This is a genomic window from Bacteroides faecis (genome assembly GCF_020091505.1).
In the GTDB taxonomy this organism is placed as follows: Bacteria; Bacteroidota; Bacteroidia; order Bacteroidales; family Bacteroidaceae; genus Bacteroides; species Bacteroides faecis.
In genome coordinates this window covers 6,199,631-6,218,623 of record NZ_CP081916.1, presented here as the reverse complement: position 1 = coordinate 6,218,623, position 18,993 = coordinate 6,199,631, and the positions used below count along the sequence as shown (strand labels likewise).

Annotated in this window: 14 protein-coding genes; 7 read left to right on the top strand and 7 right to left on the bottom strand. The window is 44.2% G+C overall.

Annotated elements, in window-relative coordinates; all coding sequences use genetic code 11:
• Position 1 precedes the first annotated feature (1 nt).
• Positions 2–2,149, top strand: a complete 2,148-nt coding sequence (scpA, locus tag K6V30_RS24905; RefSeq protein ID WP_010539318.1) for a methylmalonyl-CoA mutase — start codon at positions 2–4, stop codon at positions 2,147–2,149.
• Positions 2,150–2,290: 141 nt separating this feature from the next.
• The gene (locus K6V30_RS24900; protein WP_010539317.1) at positions 2,291–4,450 is read left to right on the top strand and encodes a DNA topoisomerase 3; all 2,160 of its coding nucleotides are present in this window, start codon (positions 2,291–2,293) and stop codon (positions 4,448–4,450) included.
• Between the two features lie 235 nt (positions 4,451–4,685).
• Here the strand turns inward: K6V30_RS24900 and K6V30_RS24895 are convergent, their stop codons facing one another.
• Positions 4,686–5,555 carry a formylglycine-generating enzyme family protein gene (locus tag K6V30_RS24895; protein ID WP_010539316.1) on the bottom strand — a complete coding sequence of 290 codons (870 nt, stop codon included), beginning with the start codon at positions 5,553–5,555 and terminating at the stop codon, positions 4,686–4,688.
• A 127-nt stretch (positions 5,556–5,682) separates the two neighbouring features.
• Here K6V30_RS24895 and K6V30_RS24890 point away from each other — a divergent pair, with 127 nt between their 5' ends.
• The gene (locus K6V30_RS24890) at positions 5,683–6,498 is read left to right on the top strand and encodes a DUF5694 domain-containing protein (protein ID WP_010539315.1); all 816 of its coding nucleotides are present in this window, start codon (positions 5,683–5,685) and stop codon (positions 6,496–6,498) included.
• Positions 6,499–6,514: 16 nt separating this feature from the next.
• Here K6V30_RS24890 and K6V30_RS24885 read toward each other — a convergent pair whose 3' ends face one another.
• The 3 genes from K6V30_RS24885 to aroC form a co-directional block, all read right to left on the bottom strand.
• Positions 6,515–7,381, bottom strand: coding sequence for a hypothetical protein (locus K6V30_RS24885; protein WP_010539314.1), 867 nt, complete (start codon positions 7,379–7,381; stop codon positions 6,515–6,517).
• Positions 7,382–7,609: 228 nt separating this feature from the next.
• A complete protein-coding gene (locus K6V30_RS24880; protein WP_022301991.1) occupies positions 7,610–8,974 on the bottom strand; it encodes a dipeptidase in 1,365 nt (454 codons plus the stop codon).
• Between the two features lie 11 nt (positions 8,975–8,985).
• A complete protein-coding gene (gene aroC / locus K6V30_RS24875; RefSeq protein WP_010539312.1) occupies positions 8,986–10,062 on the bottom strand; it encodes a chorismate synthase in 1,077 nt (358 codons plus the stop codon).
• Positions 10,063–10,220: 158 nt separating this feature from the next.
• On the opposite strand from aroC, the gene K6V30_RS24870 reads away from it, so the two are divergent.
• Positions 10,221–10,784, top strand: a complete 564-nt coding sequence (locus K6V30_RS24870; protein WP_022301990.1) for a calycin-like domain-containing protein — start codon at positions 10,221–10,223, stop codon at positions 10,782–10,784.
• 118 nt (positions 10,785–10,902) lie between these two features.
• Here K6V30_RS24870 and K6V30_RS24865 read toward each other — a convergent pair whose 3' ends face one another.
• Together K6V30_RS24865 and K6V30_RS24860 are read right to left on the bottom strand one after the other, a co-directional pair.
• Positions 10,903–11,688, bottom strand: coding sequence for a porin family protein (locus K6V30_RS24865; protein ID WP_010539310.1), 786 nt, complete (start codon positions 11,686–11,688; stop codon positions 10,903–10,905).
• A gap of 88 nt (positions 11,689–11,776) precedes the next feature.
• Positions 11,777–12,862, bottom strand: coding sequence for a PCMD domain-containing protein (locus tag K6V30_RS24860; protein WP_055271584.1), 1,086 nt, complete (start codon positions 12,860–12,862; stop codon positions 11,777–11,779).
• 133 nt (positions 12,863–12,995) lie between these two features.
• Here K6V30_RS24860 and K6V30_RS24855 point away from each other — a divergent pair, with 133 nt between their 5' ends.
• Positions 12,996–14,282 carry an L-cysteine desulfidase family protein gene (locus K6V30_RS24855; protein WP_055271585.1) on the top strand — a complete coding sequence of 429 codons (1,287 nt, stop codon included), beginning with the start codon at positions 12,996–12,998 and terminating at the stop codon, positions 14,280–14,282.
• A 105-nt stretch (positions 14,283–14,387) separates the two neighbouring features.
• On the opposite strand, the gene K6V30_RS24850 is transcribed toward K6V30_RS24855, so the two are convergent.
• A complete protein-coding gene (locus K6V30_RS24850; protein WP_010539307.1) occupies positions 14,388–14,963 on the bottom strand; it encodes an FKBP-type peptidyl-prolyl cis-trans isomerase in 576 nt (191 codons plus the stop codon).
• Positions 14,964–15,438: 475 nt separating this feature from the next.
• On the opposite strand from K6V30_RS24850, the gene ilvD reads away from it, so the two are divergent.
• Positions 15,439–17,241 carry a dihydroxy-acid dehydratase gene (gene ilvD / locus K6V30_RS24845; RefSeq protein WP_010539306.1) on the top strand — a complete coding sequence of 601 codons (1,803 nt, stop codon included), beginning with the start codon at positions 15,439–15,441 and terminating at the stop codon, positions 17,239–17,241.
• A 46-nt stretch (positions 17,242–17,287) separates the two neighbouring features.
• Positions 17,288–18,985: a biosynthetic-type acetolactate synthase large subunit gene (gene ilvB, locus K6V30_RS24840; RefSeq protein ID WP_010539305.1), complete on the top strand. Its 1,698-nt coding sequence runs from the start codon at positions 17,288–17,290 to the stop codon at positions 18,983–18,985.
• The last annotated feature ends 8 nt before the right edge of the window (positions 18,986–18,993 follow it).

Here is an 18,993-nt window from a genome sequence, read left to right as displayed (position 1 = left end):
GATGAGAAAAGATTTTAAAAACTTAGATATATATGCTGCATTTCAGCCTGCTAACGGTGCTGAATGGCAAAAGGCTAACGGAATTTCCGCAGAATGGAATACACCGGAACACATTGAAGTGAAGCCTGTTTATACAAAAGAAGACCTCGAAGGTATGGAACATCTCGGCTATGCTGCCGGACTTCCTCCTTATCTGCGTGGTCCGTATTCGGTAATGTACACTCTTCGCCCCTGGACCATCCGCCAATATGCCGGATTCTCTACAGCTGAAGAATCCAATGCTTTCTATCGCCGTAACCTGGCTTCCGGGCAGAAAGGTTTGTCAGTAGCATTCGACTTGGCTACTCACCGCGGCTATGACCCCGATCACGAACGTGTAGTGGGTGACGTTGGTAAAGCCGGTGTTTCTATCTGTTCGCTCGAAAACATGAAAGTCTTGTTCGATGGTATTCCTTTGAACAAGATGTCAGTGTCTATGACTATGAATGGTGCGGTACTTCCGATTATGGCATTCTATATCAATGCCGGTCTGGAACAAGGTGCCAAGTTGGAAGAAATGGCAGGTACTATCCAGAACGACATTTTGAAAGAGTTCATGGTGCGTAATACTTATATCTATCCGCCTGCATTCTCTATGAAGATCATTTCCGATATTTTCGAATATACTTCACAGAAGATGCCTAAGTTCAATTCAATTTCTATCTCCGGTTATCACATGCAGGAAGCGGGTGCTACGGCAGATATCGAGTTGGCTTATACATTGGCTGACGGTTTGGAGTATCTCCGCGCCGGAACTGCAGCAGGTATCGATATCGATGCTTTCGCTCCTCGTTTGTCTTTCTTCTGGGCGATTGGTACAAATCACTTCATGGAAATAGCCAAGATGCGTGCAGCACGTATGTTGTGGGCTAAAATTGTAAAACAATTCAATCCGAAGAATCCGAAATCACTGGCATTGCGTACTCACTCCCAGACTTCCGGATGGTCACTGACAGAGCAAGATCCGTTCAATAATGTAGGACGTACTTGTATTGAAGCTATGGCTGCCGCTTTGGGACATACTCAGTCATTGCATACCAATGCATTGGATGAGGCTATCGCTCTTCCGACCGATTTCTCTGCACGTATTGCACGTAATACTCAGATTTACATTCAGGAAGAAACTTATATCTGCAAGAACGTTGACCCGTGGGGTGGTTCTTACTATGTAGAAGCCTTGACGAATGAACTGGCTCATAAAGCTTGGGAACGTATTCAGGAAGTAGAAAAACTGGGCGGTATGGCGAAAGCGATTGAAACCGGTATTCCTAAGATGCGTATCGAAGAAGCTGCTGCCCGTACACAAGCTCGTATCGACAGCGGTTCTCAGACAATTGTCGGTGTGAACAAATATCGTCTCGAAAAAGAAGCTCCGATTGATATTCTGGAGATTGATAATACAGCGGTGCGTCTTGAACAGATCGAGAATCTGAAGCGTTTGAAAGAAGGGCGTAACCAAGCTGAGGTAGACAAAGCGCTGGAAGCGATTACCGAATGTGTGAAGACCGGTAAAGGTAACTTGCTGGAATTGGCAGTGGAAGCAGCTCGTGTTCGTGCAACGTTGGGTGAAATCTCTTATGCTTGCGAAAAGATTGTAGGACGTTATAAAGCAATAATTAGAACTATATCAGGCGTGTATTCATCAGAAAGTAAAAACGATAGCGACTTCAAACGTGCTTGTGAACTGGCTGAGAAGTTTGCGAAGAAAGAGGGACGTCAACCTCGTATCATGGTTGCGAAGATGGGACAAGACGGTCACGACCGTGGTGCCAAAGTAGTAGCAACAGGTTATGCGGACTGTGGTTTCGACGTAGACATGGGACCATTGTTCCAGACTCCGGCGGAAGCTGCCCGTGAAGCGGTTGAGAATGATGTCCATGTAGTCGGTGTTTCTTCATTGGCTGCCGGACATAAGACGTTGATTCCGCAGATCATGGAAGAACTGAAGAAACTGGGCCGTGAAGATATCGTAGTAATCGCTGGTGGTGTAATTCCTGCACAGGACTATGATTTCTTGTACAAAGCGGGTGTAGCTGCTATTTTCGGTCCGGGTACTCCGGTAGCGAAGGCTGCTTGCCAGATTCTTGAAATCCTGATGGATGAAGAATAAACGCTGAAAAATACTAATTTCTTATCCCGCCTTATAAGTCCATTTGGACTGGAGGCGGGATATTTTTTGCCTCTTAGTGCGGTCAGTGAGAAATATTCGTGTAACTTTGTAGACTATTAGTGTAAAACAAGAAGAGAAAAAATGATAGTTTGCATAGCCGAAAAGCCATCTGTAGCACGTGATATAGCCGAAGTACTCGGCGCTCATACCAGAAAAGAAGGATATATAGAGGGAAACGGATACCAGGTGACCTGGACATTCGGGCATCTCTGTACCTTGAAAGAGCCGCATGAATACACCCCTAACTGGAAATCATGGAACTTGGGTAGCTTACCGATGATTCCGCCACGTTTCGGTATCAAGCTGATTGATAACCCTACTTACGAAAAACAATTCCACATTATCGAAGGACTGATGCAGCATGCAGATGAGATTATCAACTGCGGTGATGCCGGGCAAGAAGGGGAATTGATTCAGCGTTGGGTGATGCAGAAGGCAGGTGCCCGCTGTCCGGTGAAACGTTTGTGGATTTCTTCACTGACCGAAGAAGCCATTCGTGAAGGATTTGCCAAGCTGAAAGACCAGACGGATTTCCAGTCTTTGTACGAAGCCGGACTTTCCCGTGCAATGGGGGACTGGCTGTTGGGGATGAATGCGACCCGTCTTTACACAATTAAATACGGTCAGAATAAACAAGTACTTTCCATCGGTCGTGTACAGACCCCTACATTGGCATTGATTGTCAATCGTCAACTGGAAATTGCTAACTTCCAGCCGAAACAATACTGGGAACTGAAAACGAATTATCGGGATACGACTTTTTCTGCTCTCATCCGGAAAAGCGATGAAGAAATAGCTGCCGAAGAAGAAAAGAACGGTGGAAAGAAGAAGATAGACAATCCCGGCATTGATCCTATTGCCAATCGGGAGGAGGGAGAAGCCTTGGTAGAACGTATCAAGGATCTTCCGTTTGTTGTCACCAGCGTCGGTAAGAAAGATGGAAAGGAGTACGCTCCGCGTCTGTTCGACCTGACTTCCCTTCAGGTAGAGTGTAATAAGAAGTTTGCTTACTCTGCCGACGAAACGCTGAAACTGATTCAATCCCTTTATGAAAAGAAAGTAGCCACTTATCCGCGTGTCGATACCACTTTTCTGAGTGACGATATCTATCCCAAGTGTCCCGGAATATTGAAAGGCCTTCGGGATTATGAAGTGCTGACAGCTCCTCTGGCAGGTGCTTCATTGCCTAAATCGAAAAAAGTATTCGATAATTCGAAGGTAACAGATCACCATGCAATTATCCCTACAGGCGTTTATGCGCAGAATCTGACGGATATGGAGCGTCGTGTTTATGATTTGATAGCCCGTCGTTTTATTGCGGTGTTCTATCCCGATTGTAAGATTTCTACTACTACCGTGATGGGAGAAGTGGATAAGATAGAGTTTAAAGTGACCGGTAAACAGATTCTGGAACCGGGGTGGCGTGTTGTTTTTGCTAAAGACGTGAAAGATACTTCCGAGGAAAAAGAGGAAGAGGATGAAAATGTACTTCCTGCTTTTGTGAAGGGAGAAAGCGGTCCTCATGTCCCGGATTTGAATGAGAAGTGGACACAACCGCCCAGACCTTACACGGAAGCAACCTTGCTTCGTGCCATGGAGACAGCCGGAAAGTTGGTAGATAATGACGAACTCCGTGATGCTTTGAAGGAGAATGGCATCGGTCGCCCGTCTACCCGTGCCGCCATTATCGAGACGTTGTTCAAGCGAAACTATATCCGCAAGGAAAGAAAGAACCTGATAGCTACCCCTACAGGAGTAGAGCTGGTGCAGATTATTCACGAAGAACTGTTGAAATCAGCGGAACTGACCGGTATCTGGGAAAAGAAATTACGTGAGATCGAAAAGAAAACATACGATGCCCGCCAGTTTTTGGAAGAACTGAAGCAAATGGTGTCGGAAATTGTGATGAGCGTACTTTCTGACAATACAAACCGGCGTATTACTATTCAGGAAGCGGTTGCCCAGACAGAAGAAAAAGCAAAGAAAGAACCTAAAAAGCGCGAGCGTAAGGCAAGCGCTCCCAAAGAGAAGAAGCCGAAAACTGAATCGAAAGAAACGGGTAAATCGCCTTCTGTCCCTGCACCGGCTGCTGCTACTGCTTCTTCTGCACCTGACCATACTGATGCTTTGGTCGGTCAGCCTTGTCCGCTTTGTGGCAAAGGCACTGTCATTAAAGGAAAGACGGCTTACGGATGTTCGGAATGGAGGAATGGATGTACGTATCGGAAGAGCTTTGAGTAAAACTTTCCTTTATCGCATATTTTAGTTTTTTTTATACTGATTCTTATTCGTTCCACAGTTGTTGTCTTTTAGTTCCACAACTGTTTCCGCTTCGTTCCATAGCTGTGGAACGAAAGGAAAACAATTGTGGGACGAATAAAGAAAAGCAAATAAAAGAAGAATTGTTGCTAAGCCAGCCTGAAAGATTCTTTTGGGAGTATTCTTTCAAAGGTGCTCGTGGGTATTTTACTTTGATTTACTGTACCGGAGAGGGGATTACTAGCCGTAATCCATAGTCAATATCCCATCGTTGCGGATTTACTCCATAGCGATTGGTTATTTTGCAATATTTCTCAATAGTGTAATAGCTGCCTCCTCGCAAAACCTTATGCATGTCCTTTCCACCTAAATCGGGATCGATGTTTCCGGTAAAAGGAACTTTTTTATCGTACCAGTCCATGCACCATTCATATACATTCCCGCTCATGTCATAAAGTCCAAGTTCATTTGGCTCTTTTCTTCCTGTCTCTTTGGATACATAGTTATTATTATATTTTTCTCTAAACCAGGCTACCTGTTCCGGATTATTGCTGCCGGAATAGATAAAATTCTTTGTATTCAGTCCTCCACGTGCCGCATATTCCCATTCCGCTTCGAAGGGTAGCCGGAAGGGTAACCCGCTCAGTTCGGATAGCCTTTGAGTGAAGCGACGGGCATCATACCAGTTGATCTGGTCTACCGGAAAATCGCGTTTGTGCTGATTGGAAGGGTTGTTTCCCATAATCACATACCATTCATCTTGGCTGACCTCATATCGATTGATAAAGAAAGAGCCTACAGTAACAGGAACGTCGTTATTTTCTCCCATATTTATGCTGTTTCCTTCTACATAGATCATATTCCATAAAATATAGCGTATGACGGCTTTTTGTTCCTTATTTATAGTAGGCGACCAATGCAAGGCTTTTTCCAGCTCAGTGGGAATGGCATCAATGATACTTTTTTCCCGCCGGCATTTGTCATAAAACGGCTTCCATACTTGCTGCTTTTGTGCCGAACTTGATAATGCAATCCCTGACAATAGAAAGAGAAGGCTTACCATTTGTTTTGCGTATTCTTTTATCATGCTGCTTCTTTTTCTTTTTGACGACATAAAATGAAAATGACTGCAATGATTATACTTAAATTAGCTTAATGTCTGTTGTTTGAAAAAAGTTTATTAACTTTGAGCATCAAACATATAAACAAATACAATGAATAAAGTTACATTGTTTTTTATCATGGCGTGCATATTTTACCTGAAAGGATATGCTCAGCAAACAGAAGTTCTGACACTGGGAGTCTTTCACTTTGACTTTCCGAACCTCGATATGCAGCAAATATCCGAAGAGGATCAGATTGATGTATTATCGCCTGTTTATCAGAAAGAAATAGAGTTAATAGCGAATAAACTGGCGAAGTTCAGGCCGGATGCAATTGTCATTGAGCATCCTGTAACCGGACAGCCAAAGGTTGATAATCTTTTTAAGGCATACCTTGCCGGAAAACATAAACTTTCGAAAAGTGAAGTGCAACAGCTTGGTTTCAGGATAGCAAAATTGTGTCATGCAAAGATTTATTGTGCAGATGCACGGGGAACACAGACTGCTCGTATCGAAGAATTACTGGAAGACGATAGCACGAAACAATATCAGGATTTTGAAGAGAGTTTTGTGCATTCTCCCGACTCTTCTTTATATTTCGAAGACCAGCCCATATTCAAGCAAAAAGGAATACTTCCCCAACTGATACATCTTAATGACCCCGAACATATTAAAAAGGACTTGGGTAACTATCTTATCGGACACTTTAAGTATGAATCTGACAAGGGAGATTATACAGGAACCGATTTTGAATCAGGAAGATGGTTCAACCGCAACCTGAGAATATTCCGGAATATCCAGCGTACGCCAAAATCAGCCAGGCGGATACTTGTGATCTTTGGTGCGGCACATATGAATCTTTTGAACTACTTGTTTGAATGTTCGCCCGAATATAAATTGCTGGATGTGAATGATTATCTGAAATAAGTTGGCGATAGCGATTTTACCGTATAGGTATATGCATGCGGGGTGGTCCGATCGTCGGACCGCCTATACCTCTGTTTTTATCAAAGACGACATCACGGAGAATCTCGTATAGTATGCCGCCTACATCCAGACCCAATGTGAACTTGTTGAAATGATAGTAGGGGATCATGACAGGAACCGTTTCCCAACGTCCGCTCATTGCATCGTAATATCGCTGTACTCCCATTTCCATTCCAAAACGGTCGGACATATCAACGGACATGGTAGCGCCGTAGCTATGGGTACTCATGCCATAAGAGTTTCCGATGTCGTATGAACCGAACACTTTGAAAGTGACACGATCGGAAGGATGATAAAGAAAGGCGCCCGAAGTACTGAAAGCCTGTCCGGTGATGTGGGACATATTGATCTTCATCGCATTAGCACGGACCTGCAACTCAAATTGTTCATTGAAAATGTGCTGATAACCTAGCGAAGCATTATTGAAACGCCCGATACCTGCCATGCTTGTCTGACTCCCGGAGCCGAACACTGCCCCGTGGGCGAATTGATGCAATATCCCGTCTGTGCGGTAATCACCTCTGAAAAGAAGGGAAGGATTAGTCTGATAAGGCAGGCTAATGTCTCTTTTCAGTGAAAAACGGGGCATATGTTCTGACTGTCTGGCTGGATATAAAGAATATGTAGTGCTCTTTTCTGGAAAAATTTCAAGTGTAGAACGTTGTAACACGCTTTCTGGCTCCATTGATACACTGTCACGGGCTATGCGTATACTGTCATTATTTTCTTGTGCGGAGAGTAGCTGCGGAATAAAAATCAGCAGAATGAGGATTCCCCAATGAATTGGAAGCGATGATATGCTAACTTTTTGTTTCATACGCATTTGCCCTCCTTTACTTTAATGAATCTTATATACAAAAATAACGAAAGGCATTTTGAAAAGCAAATAATACGTCTTATTTTATTCCATTCGCAGGCTTTTTTAACTCAAATAGAAGTAACTTGGATTTTTTCTGAATAAATACCTTTTTCTGAATAAAAAGAACGGTAGAGAAGTGATGAGATCATCAACCTGTCTACCGTTCTTTTATTTTACACCTTTGCGGCTTATTTATTTTTTCGCATATTCTTGATGGAACTCAACCACTGCCTCAATTCCTTTTCGGAAAATGTCCAGCGAGAAGTTCTCATTCGGTGAATGGATCGCATCTGATTCAAGCCCGAATCCCATCAGTACCGTTTTAGTACCCAATACTTGTTCAAATGTTGAGATGATAGGAATGCTTCCACCACGGCGCACTGCCAGTGGCTTTTTACCGAAAGCTATTTCGAAACCTTTTTCCGCAGCTTGATAAGCTGGGAGGGAGATTGGGCAAACATACCCCTGTCCTCCGTGCATCGGAGTTACTTTTACCTGTACGGTATCAGGAGCAATATGCGCGATGTAATCTGCAAATATCTGCGAAATCTTGTGATGATCCTGATGTGCAACCAGTCGGCAGGAAACTTTCGCATATGCTTTTGAAGGAAGGACTGTTTTGGAACCTTCACCTGTATATCCTCCCCAAATGCCGCATACATCGAAAGACGGGCGGCAACTGTTGCGTTCCAGTGTGCTGTATCCCTTTTCTCCAAAGAGTTCTTTTACTCCGATCGCTTCTTTGTATTTCTTTTCATCGAAAGGAATATGAGCGATCATCTCTCTTTCTGCTTGCGGTACCTCTTCTACGTCATCGTAGAATCCGGGAACGGTTATTCTTCCGTCTTTATCTGTCACTTTACTGATTATTTCGCAAAGCACATTGATCGGATTGGCTACTGCTCCTCCGAAGTGTCCCGAATGTAAGTCACGGTTCGGACCGGTTACTTCTATTTCCCAGTAAGCCAGACCACGCAGGCCAGTGGTTAGTGACGGAAGTTCGGCACCCAGCATACTGGTATCCGAAACCAGAATGACGTCTGCTTTCAATAGCTCTTTATGCTCTTCACAGAAAGCTTCCAGACTGGGCGAACCGATTTCTTCTTCTCCTTCGAAGATAAACTTGACGTTGTTTCTTAGAAGTTCGTTCTTGGCGAGATATTCAAAGGCTTTGACCTGAATAAAGGATTGTCCCTTGTCATCGTCCGCGCCGCGCGCCCAAATGTACCCGTCCCGTATTTCGGGCTCGAATGGCTGGCTTTTCCATAATTCCAACGGCTCGGCAGGCATTACGTCGTAATGGGCGTAGACTAATACCGTTTTGGCATTGGGGTCCACGATCTTTTGCGCGAAAACAATCGGATTACCTTTGGAAGGCATTACCAATGCTTCGTCTGCTCCGGCTTCGAGCAATAGTTGTGCCCAGCGTTGTGCACATGCAAGCATATCATCGTGATGTTCCGGCAAGGCACTGATACTGGGGATACGGATGAGGCTGAACAAGTCCTCCATTATTTTCGGTTCGTTCGCTGCGATGTATTTTTGAATTTCGTTCATAAGAATGAGATTTAAAGCTGCGTTGTTTTATCCAACAGATAATAATCAAGTATGGTCATGGCAGCCATTGCTTCTACGATAGGCACGGCACGTGGCAGTACACAGGCGTCATGACGTCCGCGGGCTTTCAGCGTGGTATCTACACCGTCAATATTCACCGTTTCCTGTTCCATCAATAAGGTAGCTATCGGTTTGAATACCACACGGAAGTAAATATCCTGTCCGTTACTGATTCCCCCCTGAATACCTCCGGAGTGGTTGGTATGCGTTTCTATTCGTCCGTTATTATTGTAGAAAACGTCGTTCTGTTCGGAACCTTTCATCTTCAATCCCTTGAATCCTTCTCCATATTCGAAGGCTTTGGCGGCATTGATACTTAACATGGCATTGCCCAGAGCTGCGTGAAGCTTGCCGAATACAGGTTGACCCAGTCCGATAGGGCATCCTTTGATGACACAAGTCAGCGTACCTCCGATAGTGTCGCCTTCGCCTTTTACCTTGTATATAAGGTCTGCCATTTCTTTCGCCTTTTCAGGGTCCGGACAGCGTACGTCGTTTGTTTCTATCAAGTCGAGATCATAATCGGAATAAGTGCCTTCCAATTTGATGGCACCTACTTGCGATGTGTAGGCTGTGATGCTGATTCCTAACTGGCGAAGGGCTAATTTAGCCAATGCACCGGCTACTACGCGTGAGATCGTTTCACGGGCGGATGAACGTCCGCCACCGCGATGGTCACGGATACCATACTTTACTTTATAGGTATAATCCGCGTGTGAAGGGCGATATACCTCTTTCAGGTTATTGTAGTCATTGGAATGCTGATTCTCATTCCATACGATAAATCCGATAGGGCATCCGGTTGATTTACCTTCGAAGATGCCTGAAAGAAACTCCACTTTATCCGCTTCTTTGCGTGCTGTGGTGAGGATGGATTGTCCCGGGCGGCGTCGATTTAGTTCTTGTTGTACAAATTCTTCGTCAATCGTTATTCCGGAAGGAAATCCGTCAATTACTCCCCCAACTCCTTTTCCATGAGACTCGCCAAAGCTGGTGAGTCGAAAGATGTTGCCAAATGAATTAAACATAGTTGTGGCTTTTTTAAAATTACTCTATGCAAATATAACAAAGTTTTCGATAAGAAGGTTGTGAATTCAAAATATCTTCGGAAAAGGAAGCAAATTGAACCTTTTTTCCTCTTTTTAGTTTATAAATGACGATTATTTACTAACTAAACCGGAAATTTATGAAAAAGAATCTATTGTATTTGTGGGCATTGGTATGCTCTGTCTCTCTTTTGGCGGCTTGTAGCAGCGATGATGATAATACGGTCAATGATGAAACGACTCCTCCGGAAGAAGAGGCGGTAATAACTGCTCCCGATGTGGTAGGGACATATTGGGGTAATCTTGATATTTCAATGATACCGGATGGCTCTGGCCAGGAAATAGTGATTGCTGACGGACTTCCCAAATTCATCACTTTCTCGCAGGTCAGCAATACGGAAGTGAAGATGGAACTGAAGGATTTTGAACTGTTTATAAACGGAAACATCTTGAAGTTCGGTGATATCGTAATAGATAAGTGTACGGTGAAAAAGGCAACTGACGTTTCAACGTTTACAGGACAGCAGGACTTGATTTTTCAGGGAGATGCTGCTAGTTTGGGGACCTGCGCTACTACGATAGAAGGGACGGTTCAAAATGGAGATGCTTCGATGAATATTCAGGTAAAAGTGCCTGCGTTACAGCAAACCGTGAAAGTTACTTTCTTCGGTGTGAAGCAGGTAGAAGAATCCGGTAAGGACTGATCCGGCAGGGGTTCAAATAAGATTGTAGGTATGAATTACGCGGATTTCACAGTTTTAAGAATTGAGTAACTAAAAAACGTGTTAATCCGCGTAATTCCGTGCCTGGCTTTTTTATTATTTAGAAAGCATATCCGAAGCCGATATTTAAATAGATCGGATACATGGCAAAGGTTATTGTCTGGAAATCATTCTTGAAGATATCATTCAATCCCCATGTGAGGTCTGCATATATATTCAGATGTTTAAATGCTCTCCATCCGACTCCTACTTGCATTCCCCACTGAAAATGTCTCAGGTCGTCCGAGAAGTCATAAGTTGCGATTTTACCATCCGTAAATTCTACTTTGGGGCCTACCGGGTCACCTTCACGCAAATATCCTTCATATACGTGTCCCGAAAACTCTCTTGAAAGCAGATACGAAAAATAAGGTCCGGCTTTAATATTCCAACGGTTGCTCAACTTGTAAGTAGCCATTAGAGGAATTGTCAGTCCGGAAGTGTGGACTTTGGTTTTTACTCCTCCTGTCCAGACACCGCTGATTCTTTCTCCTCCTTGTCCCAGAATTTCCATATTATAGTTTTTTACGGTGGCTTCTGTTGTCATGGCTTTATTTTCCAACCGTAATCCGACAATTACTCCCAGTTTGTTTTGAACGGCAAACCACTTGGTCACTTCTCCTCCAATGCTGATAGCCAGCGTCGGGTTATAGCCGTCAACCGAACGGATTTCCACAGGTAGGGGGAGCGGAGCCGTGCCGCCAATGCTGAACCCTGCTTTGATTTCATACTCCAGCCCATGAAGAGCGGAGCGGATAAGCGTTTCATTTCTGTCAACCTGCGAATAGCCGGGAAGGGCTATGCTTATGCAGGCAAGTAAACTGAATATGTAGGAATGGACTTTCATCTTTATTATTATCAAATTATTCATTATTTCATTATGTAGATAGTCACTCTGTCTCCTCTTCTAATATGAGAGAATGGATAGAATGAAATCAGTTTTCTGAGCGATAGATGAGTTCGACCTCATCGATCAACAGCGTACTTCCGATAGCTCCATTAAAATGATCGCCTTCCAGACTGGATGTGAATACGATAGCTACATTATATTTTCCTTCCAGCAGCTTTTCTTTATCAATGTATTTTCCGGTTAGCATATTAAAAGGAAGTTTAAAGTAGGTCCATTCATCTGTCTCTTTAGCGTCATCAATGCGTGCCATTGAAATCAAGTTAGGGCTGGTGAAGGCATTTGTTCCGTCGAGGGTCGGTACAGATTCACTGGTCTCGTACATGATGGCGTATATATCGCATATGTCACGTTTGCCACTGACAGGTTTTCCTCCTTCTGTGAACTGATCTCCGGCTTTGTATTTATAATAACCGGCCAGATAAGTAGGAACATGCCGGAAAGGAAGCCCGAATTTAGTCGCTTTCAGTGGGTTACTCATGGCATTTCCTACATCGAAGGAACCGATGAACAAATTTCCGGCAGCGATAGGCATTCCCATTATGCTACCAAAGAATCCGGTGCTGCGAGTTACTAAGGACAGGCATTTTCCACTTTTTCCATTGGCAATTTGGAAGGTTGGATAGTCGTCGGCTGTTTTAGGAACTCCGGTCATCGCATAGCCGGCGCTCCCGCTTGCCCATTCCATCACTACTCTTTCTCCTTCCCGTTCTACAAAAATATAATATTTCTGCCCGCCGAGCGTATCTTCAAAATTATAAATGGTAGCAAGCTCTGTATCAATGACGGCCACAGTGTACTTCTTCTTCCAAAAGCCGTCAGCAGCCGTAACAGTATATGGCTGGGGCGAATGAAAATCTCTTGTACTTCCACTGGGAGGATCGATGGTAGCTCCCGGAGTTAACGTAAATTCCGGTGCAAGGGATGAAATGTCTGTTCCCGGTGCTACGAATATGTTAATGGAGTTATTAGTGATGATCGGGCTTGTTGTCATGACTGCTCCCGGCAATCTGCAACTCAATATATCTGCCTCTGCATTGGGAGCTTCTTCGCGGATGCAAGAAGAAGAGAAAATGGCTAGCAGTAAATAAGCAATAACGTGTTTTGCTTTCATTTTTCTATTATTCTAACTGTTAAAGTTCGGTTCTTGGGGGATTTTATAACAATATGCAATTTTATTTGTTCACTAATGGATGTTTGATAAAAAAGAATTTTCTACTTTTGTGGAAACTAAAGCCTTATAGGTTATGATTGAATCGGAAAGAAAGCAAATAATAGACTTGATCAGAAAAGAAGTGATTCCGGCGATAGGATGTACGGAGCCCATTGCGGTAGCACTTTGTGTGGCTAAAGCTGCCGAAACTCTCAACATGAAACCGGAGAAAATAGAAGTATTATTGAGTGCGAATATACTGAAGAATGCGATGGGAGTCGGTATTCCGGGAACGGATATGGTCGGGCTTCCTATAGCTGTTGCCTTAGGAGCGTTGATCGGCAAATCGGAATATCAGTTGGAAGTGCTGAGAGACTGCACACCAGAAGCGGTGGAAGAGGGTAAACAGTTTATCGCAGAGAAACGAATCTGTATTTCTCTAAAAGAAGATATTGCAGAGAAACTATATATCGAAGTAATCTGTAAAGCCGGTAGTCGGAAAGCAACGGCAGTGATTGCCGGCGGACATACTACTTTTGTTTATATTGCTACGGATGAGAAAGTGTTGCTTGACAAGCAGCAGACCGTCAGTGAGGAAGAGGAAGAAGCTCAGCTGGAACTAAACTTACGTAAAGTCTATGATTTTGCCCTGACCTCCCCTTTGGATGAAATCCGTTTTATCCTAGATACAGCACGTTTGAACAAAGCTGCTGCTGAGCAGGCTTTTAAAGGTAACTACGGTCATTCTTTGGGTAAGATGCTCCGGGGAACTTACGAACATAAAGTCATGGGAGATAGTGTGTTTTCTCATATACTATCTTATACTTCAGCTGCTTGCGACGCCCGGATGGCCGGTGCAATGATTCCTGTAATGAGTAACTCCGGTAGTGGTAATCAGGGAATATCCGCTACACTTCCCGTTGTGGTATTTGCCGAAGAAAATGGTAAAACCGAAGAAGAACTGATCCGTGCCTTAATGTTGAGTCATCTTACAGTCATCTATATCAAACAGAGTTTGGGACGCCTTTCTGCCTTATGTGGCTGCGTAGTAGCTGCTACAGGATCTAGTTGTGGAATCACTTGGCTGATGGGAGGAAATTACAATCAAGTTGCCTTTGCCGTTCAAAACATGATTGCCAATTTGACGGGAATGATTTGTGATGGTGCCAAACCGAGTTGCGCACTAAAAGTGACAACAGGAGTTTCGACAGCCGTATTGTCTGCTATGATGGCGATGGAGGATCGTTGCGTAACTTCTGTAGAGGGCATTATTGATGAGGATGTGGATCAAAGTATCCGTAATTTGACCCGAATAGGTTCGCAGGCCATGAATGAAACGGATAAAATGGTGCTTGATATTATGACGCATAAAGGATGCTAAAAATGAAGAACTGAGAAATGAAGAACTAAAAATGAAGAATGAAGAATTGCTATGCAGTTATTGCGCAGCTAATTCTTCATTCTTCATTTTTAGTTCTTCATTTTATCAATGGCAGTGTCCGCCTTCGCAACCGCAGTCATCGCCACAGTCGCTTCCACAGCTGTCGCATCCGCAACCACAGCCTTCGCCACTCATCATTTTCACCAGTTCCTGGATTTCTTCGTTAGTAGCAGGGCGGCTTTCAATGACTTCACCTTCAAAGAACAGGTCGGCACCTGCCAACGGGTGGTTGAGGTCAACGATTACTACATCCTGTTGGATTTCTACTACGCTGGCGTTTACACGCTGGCCATCTCCGGTCATTAAAGGTACAATGCTGCCTTCTTGTACGCGTTCGCTATCGAACTTGCCATCTATTTCGAAGATATGTTTAGGAAGATCGAATACATGTTGCTCATCGTATGCTCCGTACGCTTTATCTGCAGGAATGGTAAAATCGAATTTATCACCCTTAGAAAGAGTTGTTATCTGGTTCTCGAAGCTTTCGAGCGTTGTGCCTAATCCTGAAATGAACTGAAAAGGATGTTCTGCATTTGTTTCTTCGAACAATTCTTTTTCACCATCTTCCACTGTATATAGCTTATATGCAACGGTGATGTACTTGTTTTCTACTGTTTCCATCTGATATTTATAGTTTCTAATTAATAAATCCCTTTATTTAGGGTGGACAAAGATACGAATAATTTGCTTGCTACCGGATGCATACTGAGTAAATTTCAGATTATTAAGCGCTTTTGTAAGAAATGGACAGTCCTTCTCTACTAACTGATAGTTGCAAATTCAACCTTTAAGTGATAAAATTTAGGTTTATTACCGCTCTTTTCTTACGATTATTCGCTTTTTAGTGATTTTTTTCTTCGATTTGTTTGGAGATAATAAAAAAGCCCTTACCTTTGCAGCACGAAAACAAAGAAAAGAAGATATGAATATATTACATACATCTATTAACCTAGCAGTTCTGCATATTATTCGCGTCGTGGTGGTGCCATCAAGAGCGTGAGAAAGGTTTTGTGTATGTATTCGTACCATAAAAGATAGAATTTAGAGCCTTTCTCACTGATGTGAGGGAGGCTCTTTAATTAAAAGATAGATTGAAATGAAAAAGCAATTACGCAGTTCGTTTAGTACACAAGGCCGTCGCATGGCGGGAGCCCGCGCATTATGGGCAGCCAACGGCATGAAGAAGAATCAGATGGGAAAACCCATTATCGCTATCGTCAATTCATTTACACAGTTCGTTCCGGGACACGTGCATCTGCATGAGATCGGGCAGTTGGTAAAGGCTGAAATTGAGAAGCTGGGATGCTTCGCTGCGGAATTTAATACGATTGCTATCGATGACGGTATCGCTATGGGTCACGATGGAATGCTTTACTCGCTTCCTTCCCGTGATATCATAGCAGATAGCGTGGAATATATGGTCAATGCGCACAAGGCGGATGCAATGGTATGTATCAGCAACTGCGACAAGATTACTCCGGGAATGTTGATGGCTGCCATGCGTCTGAATATCCCTACCGTATTCGTATCCGGCGGACCGATGGAAGCCGGCGAATGGAATGGCCAGCATCTGGATTTGATTGATGCTATGATTAAATCGGCAGATGACAGCGTAAGTGATCAGGAAGTGGCTAATATCGAACAGAATGCTTGTCCTACTTGCGGATGCTGCTCAGGAATGTTTACGGCGAACTCAATGAACTGCCTGAATGAAGCCATCGGTTTGGCTCTTCCGGGGAATGGAACTATTGTAGCTACGCACGAAAATCGTACAAAGCTATTTGAAGATGCTGCCAAATTGATTGTAGAGAATGCAATGAAATATTATGAAGAAGGAGACGAAAGCGTACTTCCCCGCAGCATTGCTACCCGTCAGGCATTCCTCAATGCAATGACATTGGATATTGCGATGGGAGGTTCTACGAATACAGTTCTTCACTTGTTGGCTGTAGCACATGAGGCAGGAGTTGATTTCAAGATGGATGACATTGATATGCTGTCACGTAAGGCACCCTGTCTGTGTAAAGTCGCTCCGAATACACAAAAATATCACATTCAAGATGTTAACCGTGCAGGTGGTATTATTGCCATTTTAGCAGAGTTGGCAAAAGGCGGTCTGATTGATACCTCTGTTCTCCGTGTGGATGGCATGTCGTTGGCGGAAGCAATCGATCAATATTCAATCACGAGCCCCCATGTTACAGAAAAAGCAATAAAGAAATATTCAAGTGCGGCAGGAAACAGATTCAATCTCGTACTTGGCTCTCAGGGTGCATATTATAAGGAACTGGATACAGATCGTGCGAGCGGCTGCATCCGTGATTTGGAACATGCTTATAGCAAAGACGGAGGTCTGGCGGTATTGAAAGGAAATATTGCTCAGGACGGTTGTGTGGTAAAAACGGCGGGGGTAGACGAAAGTATCTGGAAATTTACCGGACCGGCCAAAGTTTTCGACTCACAAGAAGCAGCTTGTGAAGGCATTCTTGGAGGCCGAGTCGTCAGCGGCGACGTTGTCGTCATCACGCACGAAGGTCCGAAGGGTGGTCCCGGTATGCAGGAAATGCTTTACCCGACTTCTTATATCAAATCCCGTCACCTTGGCAAAGAATGTGCCTTGATTACCGACGGACGTTTCAGTGGTGGAACTTCCGGATTGAGTATCGGACATGTTTCTCCTGAAGCCGCTGCCGGAGGTAACATAGGAAAGATAGTAGATGGGGATATCATTGAAATCGATATTCCCGCCCGAACGATTAACGTGCGACTAACAGATGAAGAACTGGCTGCCCGTCCGATGACTCCCGTTACTCGTGACCGTTACGTGCCGAAGAGTCTGAAAGCATACGCCAGCATGGTAAGCTCTGCCGATAAGGGAGCAGTGAGATTAATTGATTGATCCACTTCATTATCTATTATGAATTTCCATTATCCATTAAGAAACTATGAGTAAGGACTTAATAACAGGCGCAGAGGCAATGATGCGTTCTCTGGAACATCAGGGAGTGACTACCATTTTCGGTTATCCCGGTGGTTCCATAATGCCTACATTCGATGCCCTGTATGACCATCAAAATACATTGAATCATATCTTGGTTCGCCATGAACAGGGAGCTGCCCATGCGGCACAAGGCTATGCCCGTGTATCGGGTAAAGTAGGTGTTTGTCTGGTAACAAGTGGTCCCGGAGCAACAAATACCATCACCGGTATTGCAGATGCGATGATAGACAGCACTCCTATCGTTGTCATTGCAGGGCAGGTGGGGACAGGTTTTCTCGGAACGGACGCTTTTCAGGAAGTCGATTTGGTAGGTATCACCCAGCCAATCGCTAAATGGAGCTATCAGATTCGTCGTGCGGAAGACGTGGCTTGGGCGATAGCACGTGCTTTTTATATTGCCAGCAGCGGACGTCCCGGTCCGGTGGTACTCGACTTTGCTAAAAATGCACAGGTTGAAAAAACGAAATATGAACCGACAAAGCAGGAGTTTATCCGCAGTTATGTTCCGGTTCCCGACACAGACGAAGAATCGGTAAAGGCTGCTGCCGAACTGATTAATAATGCCGAACGTCCGCTTGTGTTAGTAGGACAGGGAGTAGAACTGGGAAATGCTCAGGAAGAACTGCGTACCTTTATCGAAAAGGCAGATATGCCGGCAGGTTGTACCTTGCTCGGACTGTCCGCATTGCCTACTGATCACCCCTTGAATAAAGGAATGTTGGGCATGCATGGAAATTTAGGCCCCAATATCAATACCAACAAATGTGATGTACTGATTGCTGTCGGGATGCGTTTTGATGATCGTGTAACAGGTAATCTGGCTACTTATGCCAAACAAGCGAAAGTGATTCATTTTGATATTGATCCGGCAGAAGTTAACAAGAACGTAAAGGTAGATATTGCCGTTTTGGGTGACTGCAAAAAGACATTGTCCGCTGTGACCGAACTGTTGAAAAAGAATCAGCATACCGAATGGGTAGATAGTTTCAAGGAATATGAGGCAGTAGAGGAAGAAAAAGTCATTCGTCCCGAACTTCATCCCGCAACGGATTCTCTGAGTATGGGAGAAGTAGTACGCGCAGTAAGCGAAGCGACCCGGCACGAAGCTATATTGGTGACAGATGTAGGTCAGAATCAGATGATTTCTGCCCGTTATTTTAAATATACCAAAGAACGTAGTATCGTTACTTCGGGCGGACTCGGCACAATGGGGTTTGGTCTTCCGGCAGCTATCGGAGCTACTTTCGGACGTCCGGATCGCACAGTATGTGTATTTATGGGCGACGGCGGACTGCAAATGAATATTCAGGAGCTGGGGACAATCATGGAACAGAAAGCTCCGGTGAAGATTATCTGCTTGAATAACAATTATCTCGGCAATGTGCGCCAATGGCAGGCAATGTTCTTTAATCGCCGTTATTCGTTTACTCCGATGCTGAATCCGGATTATATGAAAATCGCTTCTGCCTACGATATTCCTTCCAAGCGTGTATTTTCGCGGGAAGAACTGAAAGTGGCTATCGACGAAATGCTGTCGACAGACGGACCGTTCCTGCTCGAAGCTTGTGTGGTAGAAGAAGGTAATGTCCTGCCGATGACCCCTCCGGGTGGTTCGGTAAATCAGATGTTGCTGGAATGTTAATTCTTAGT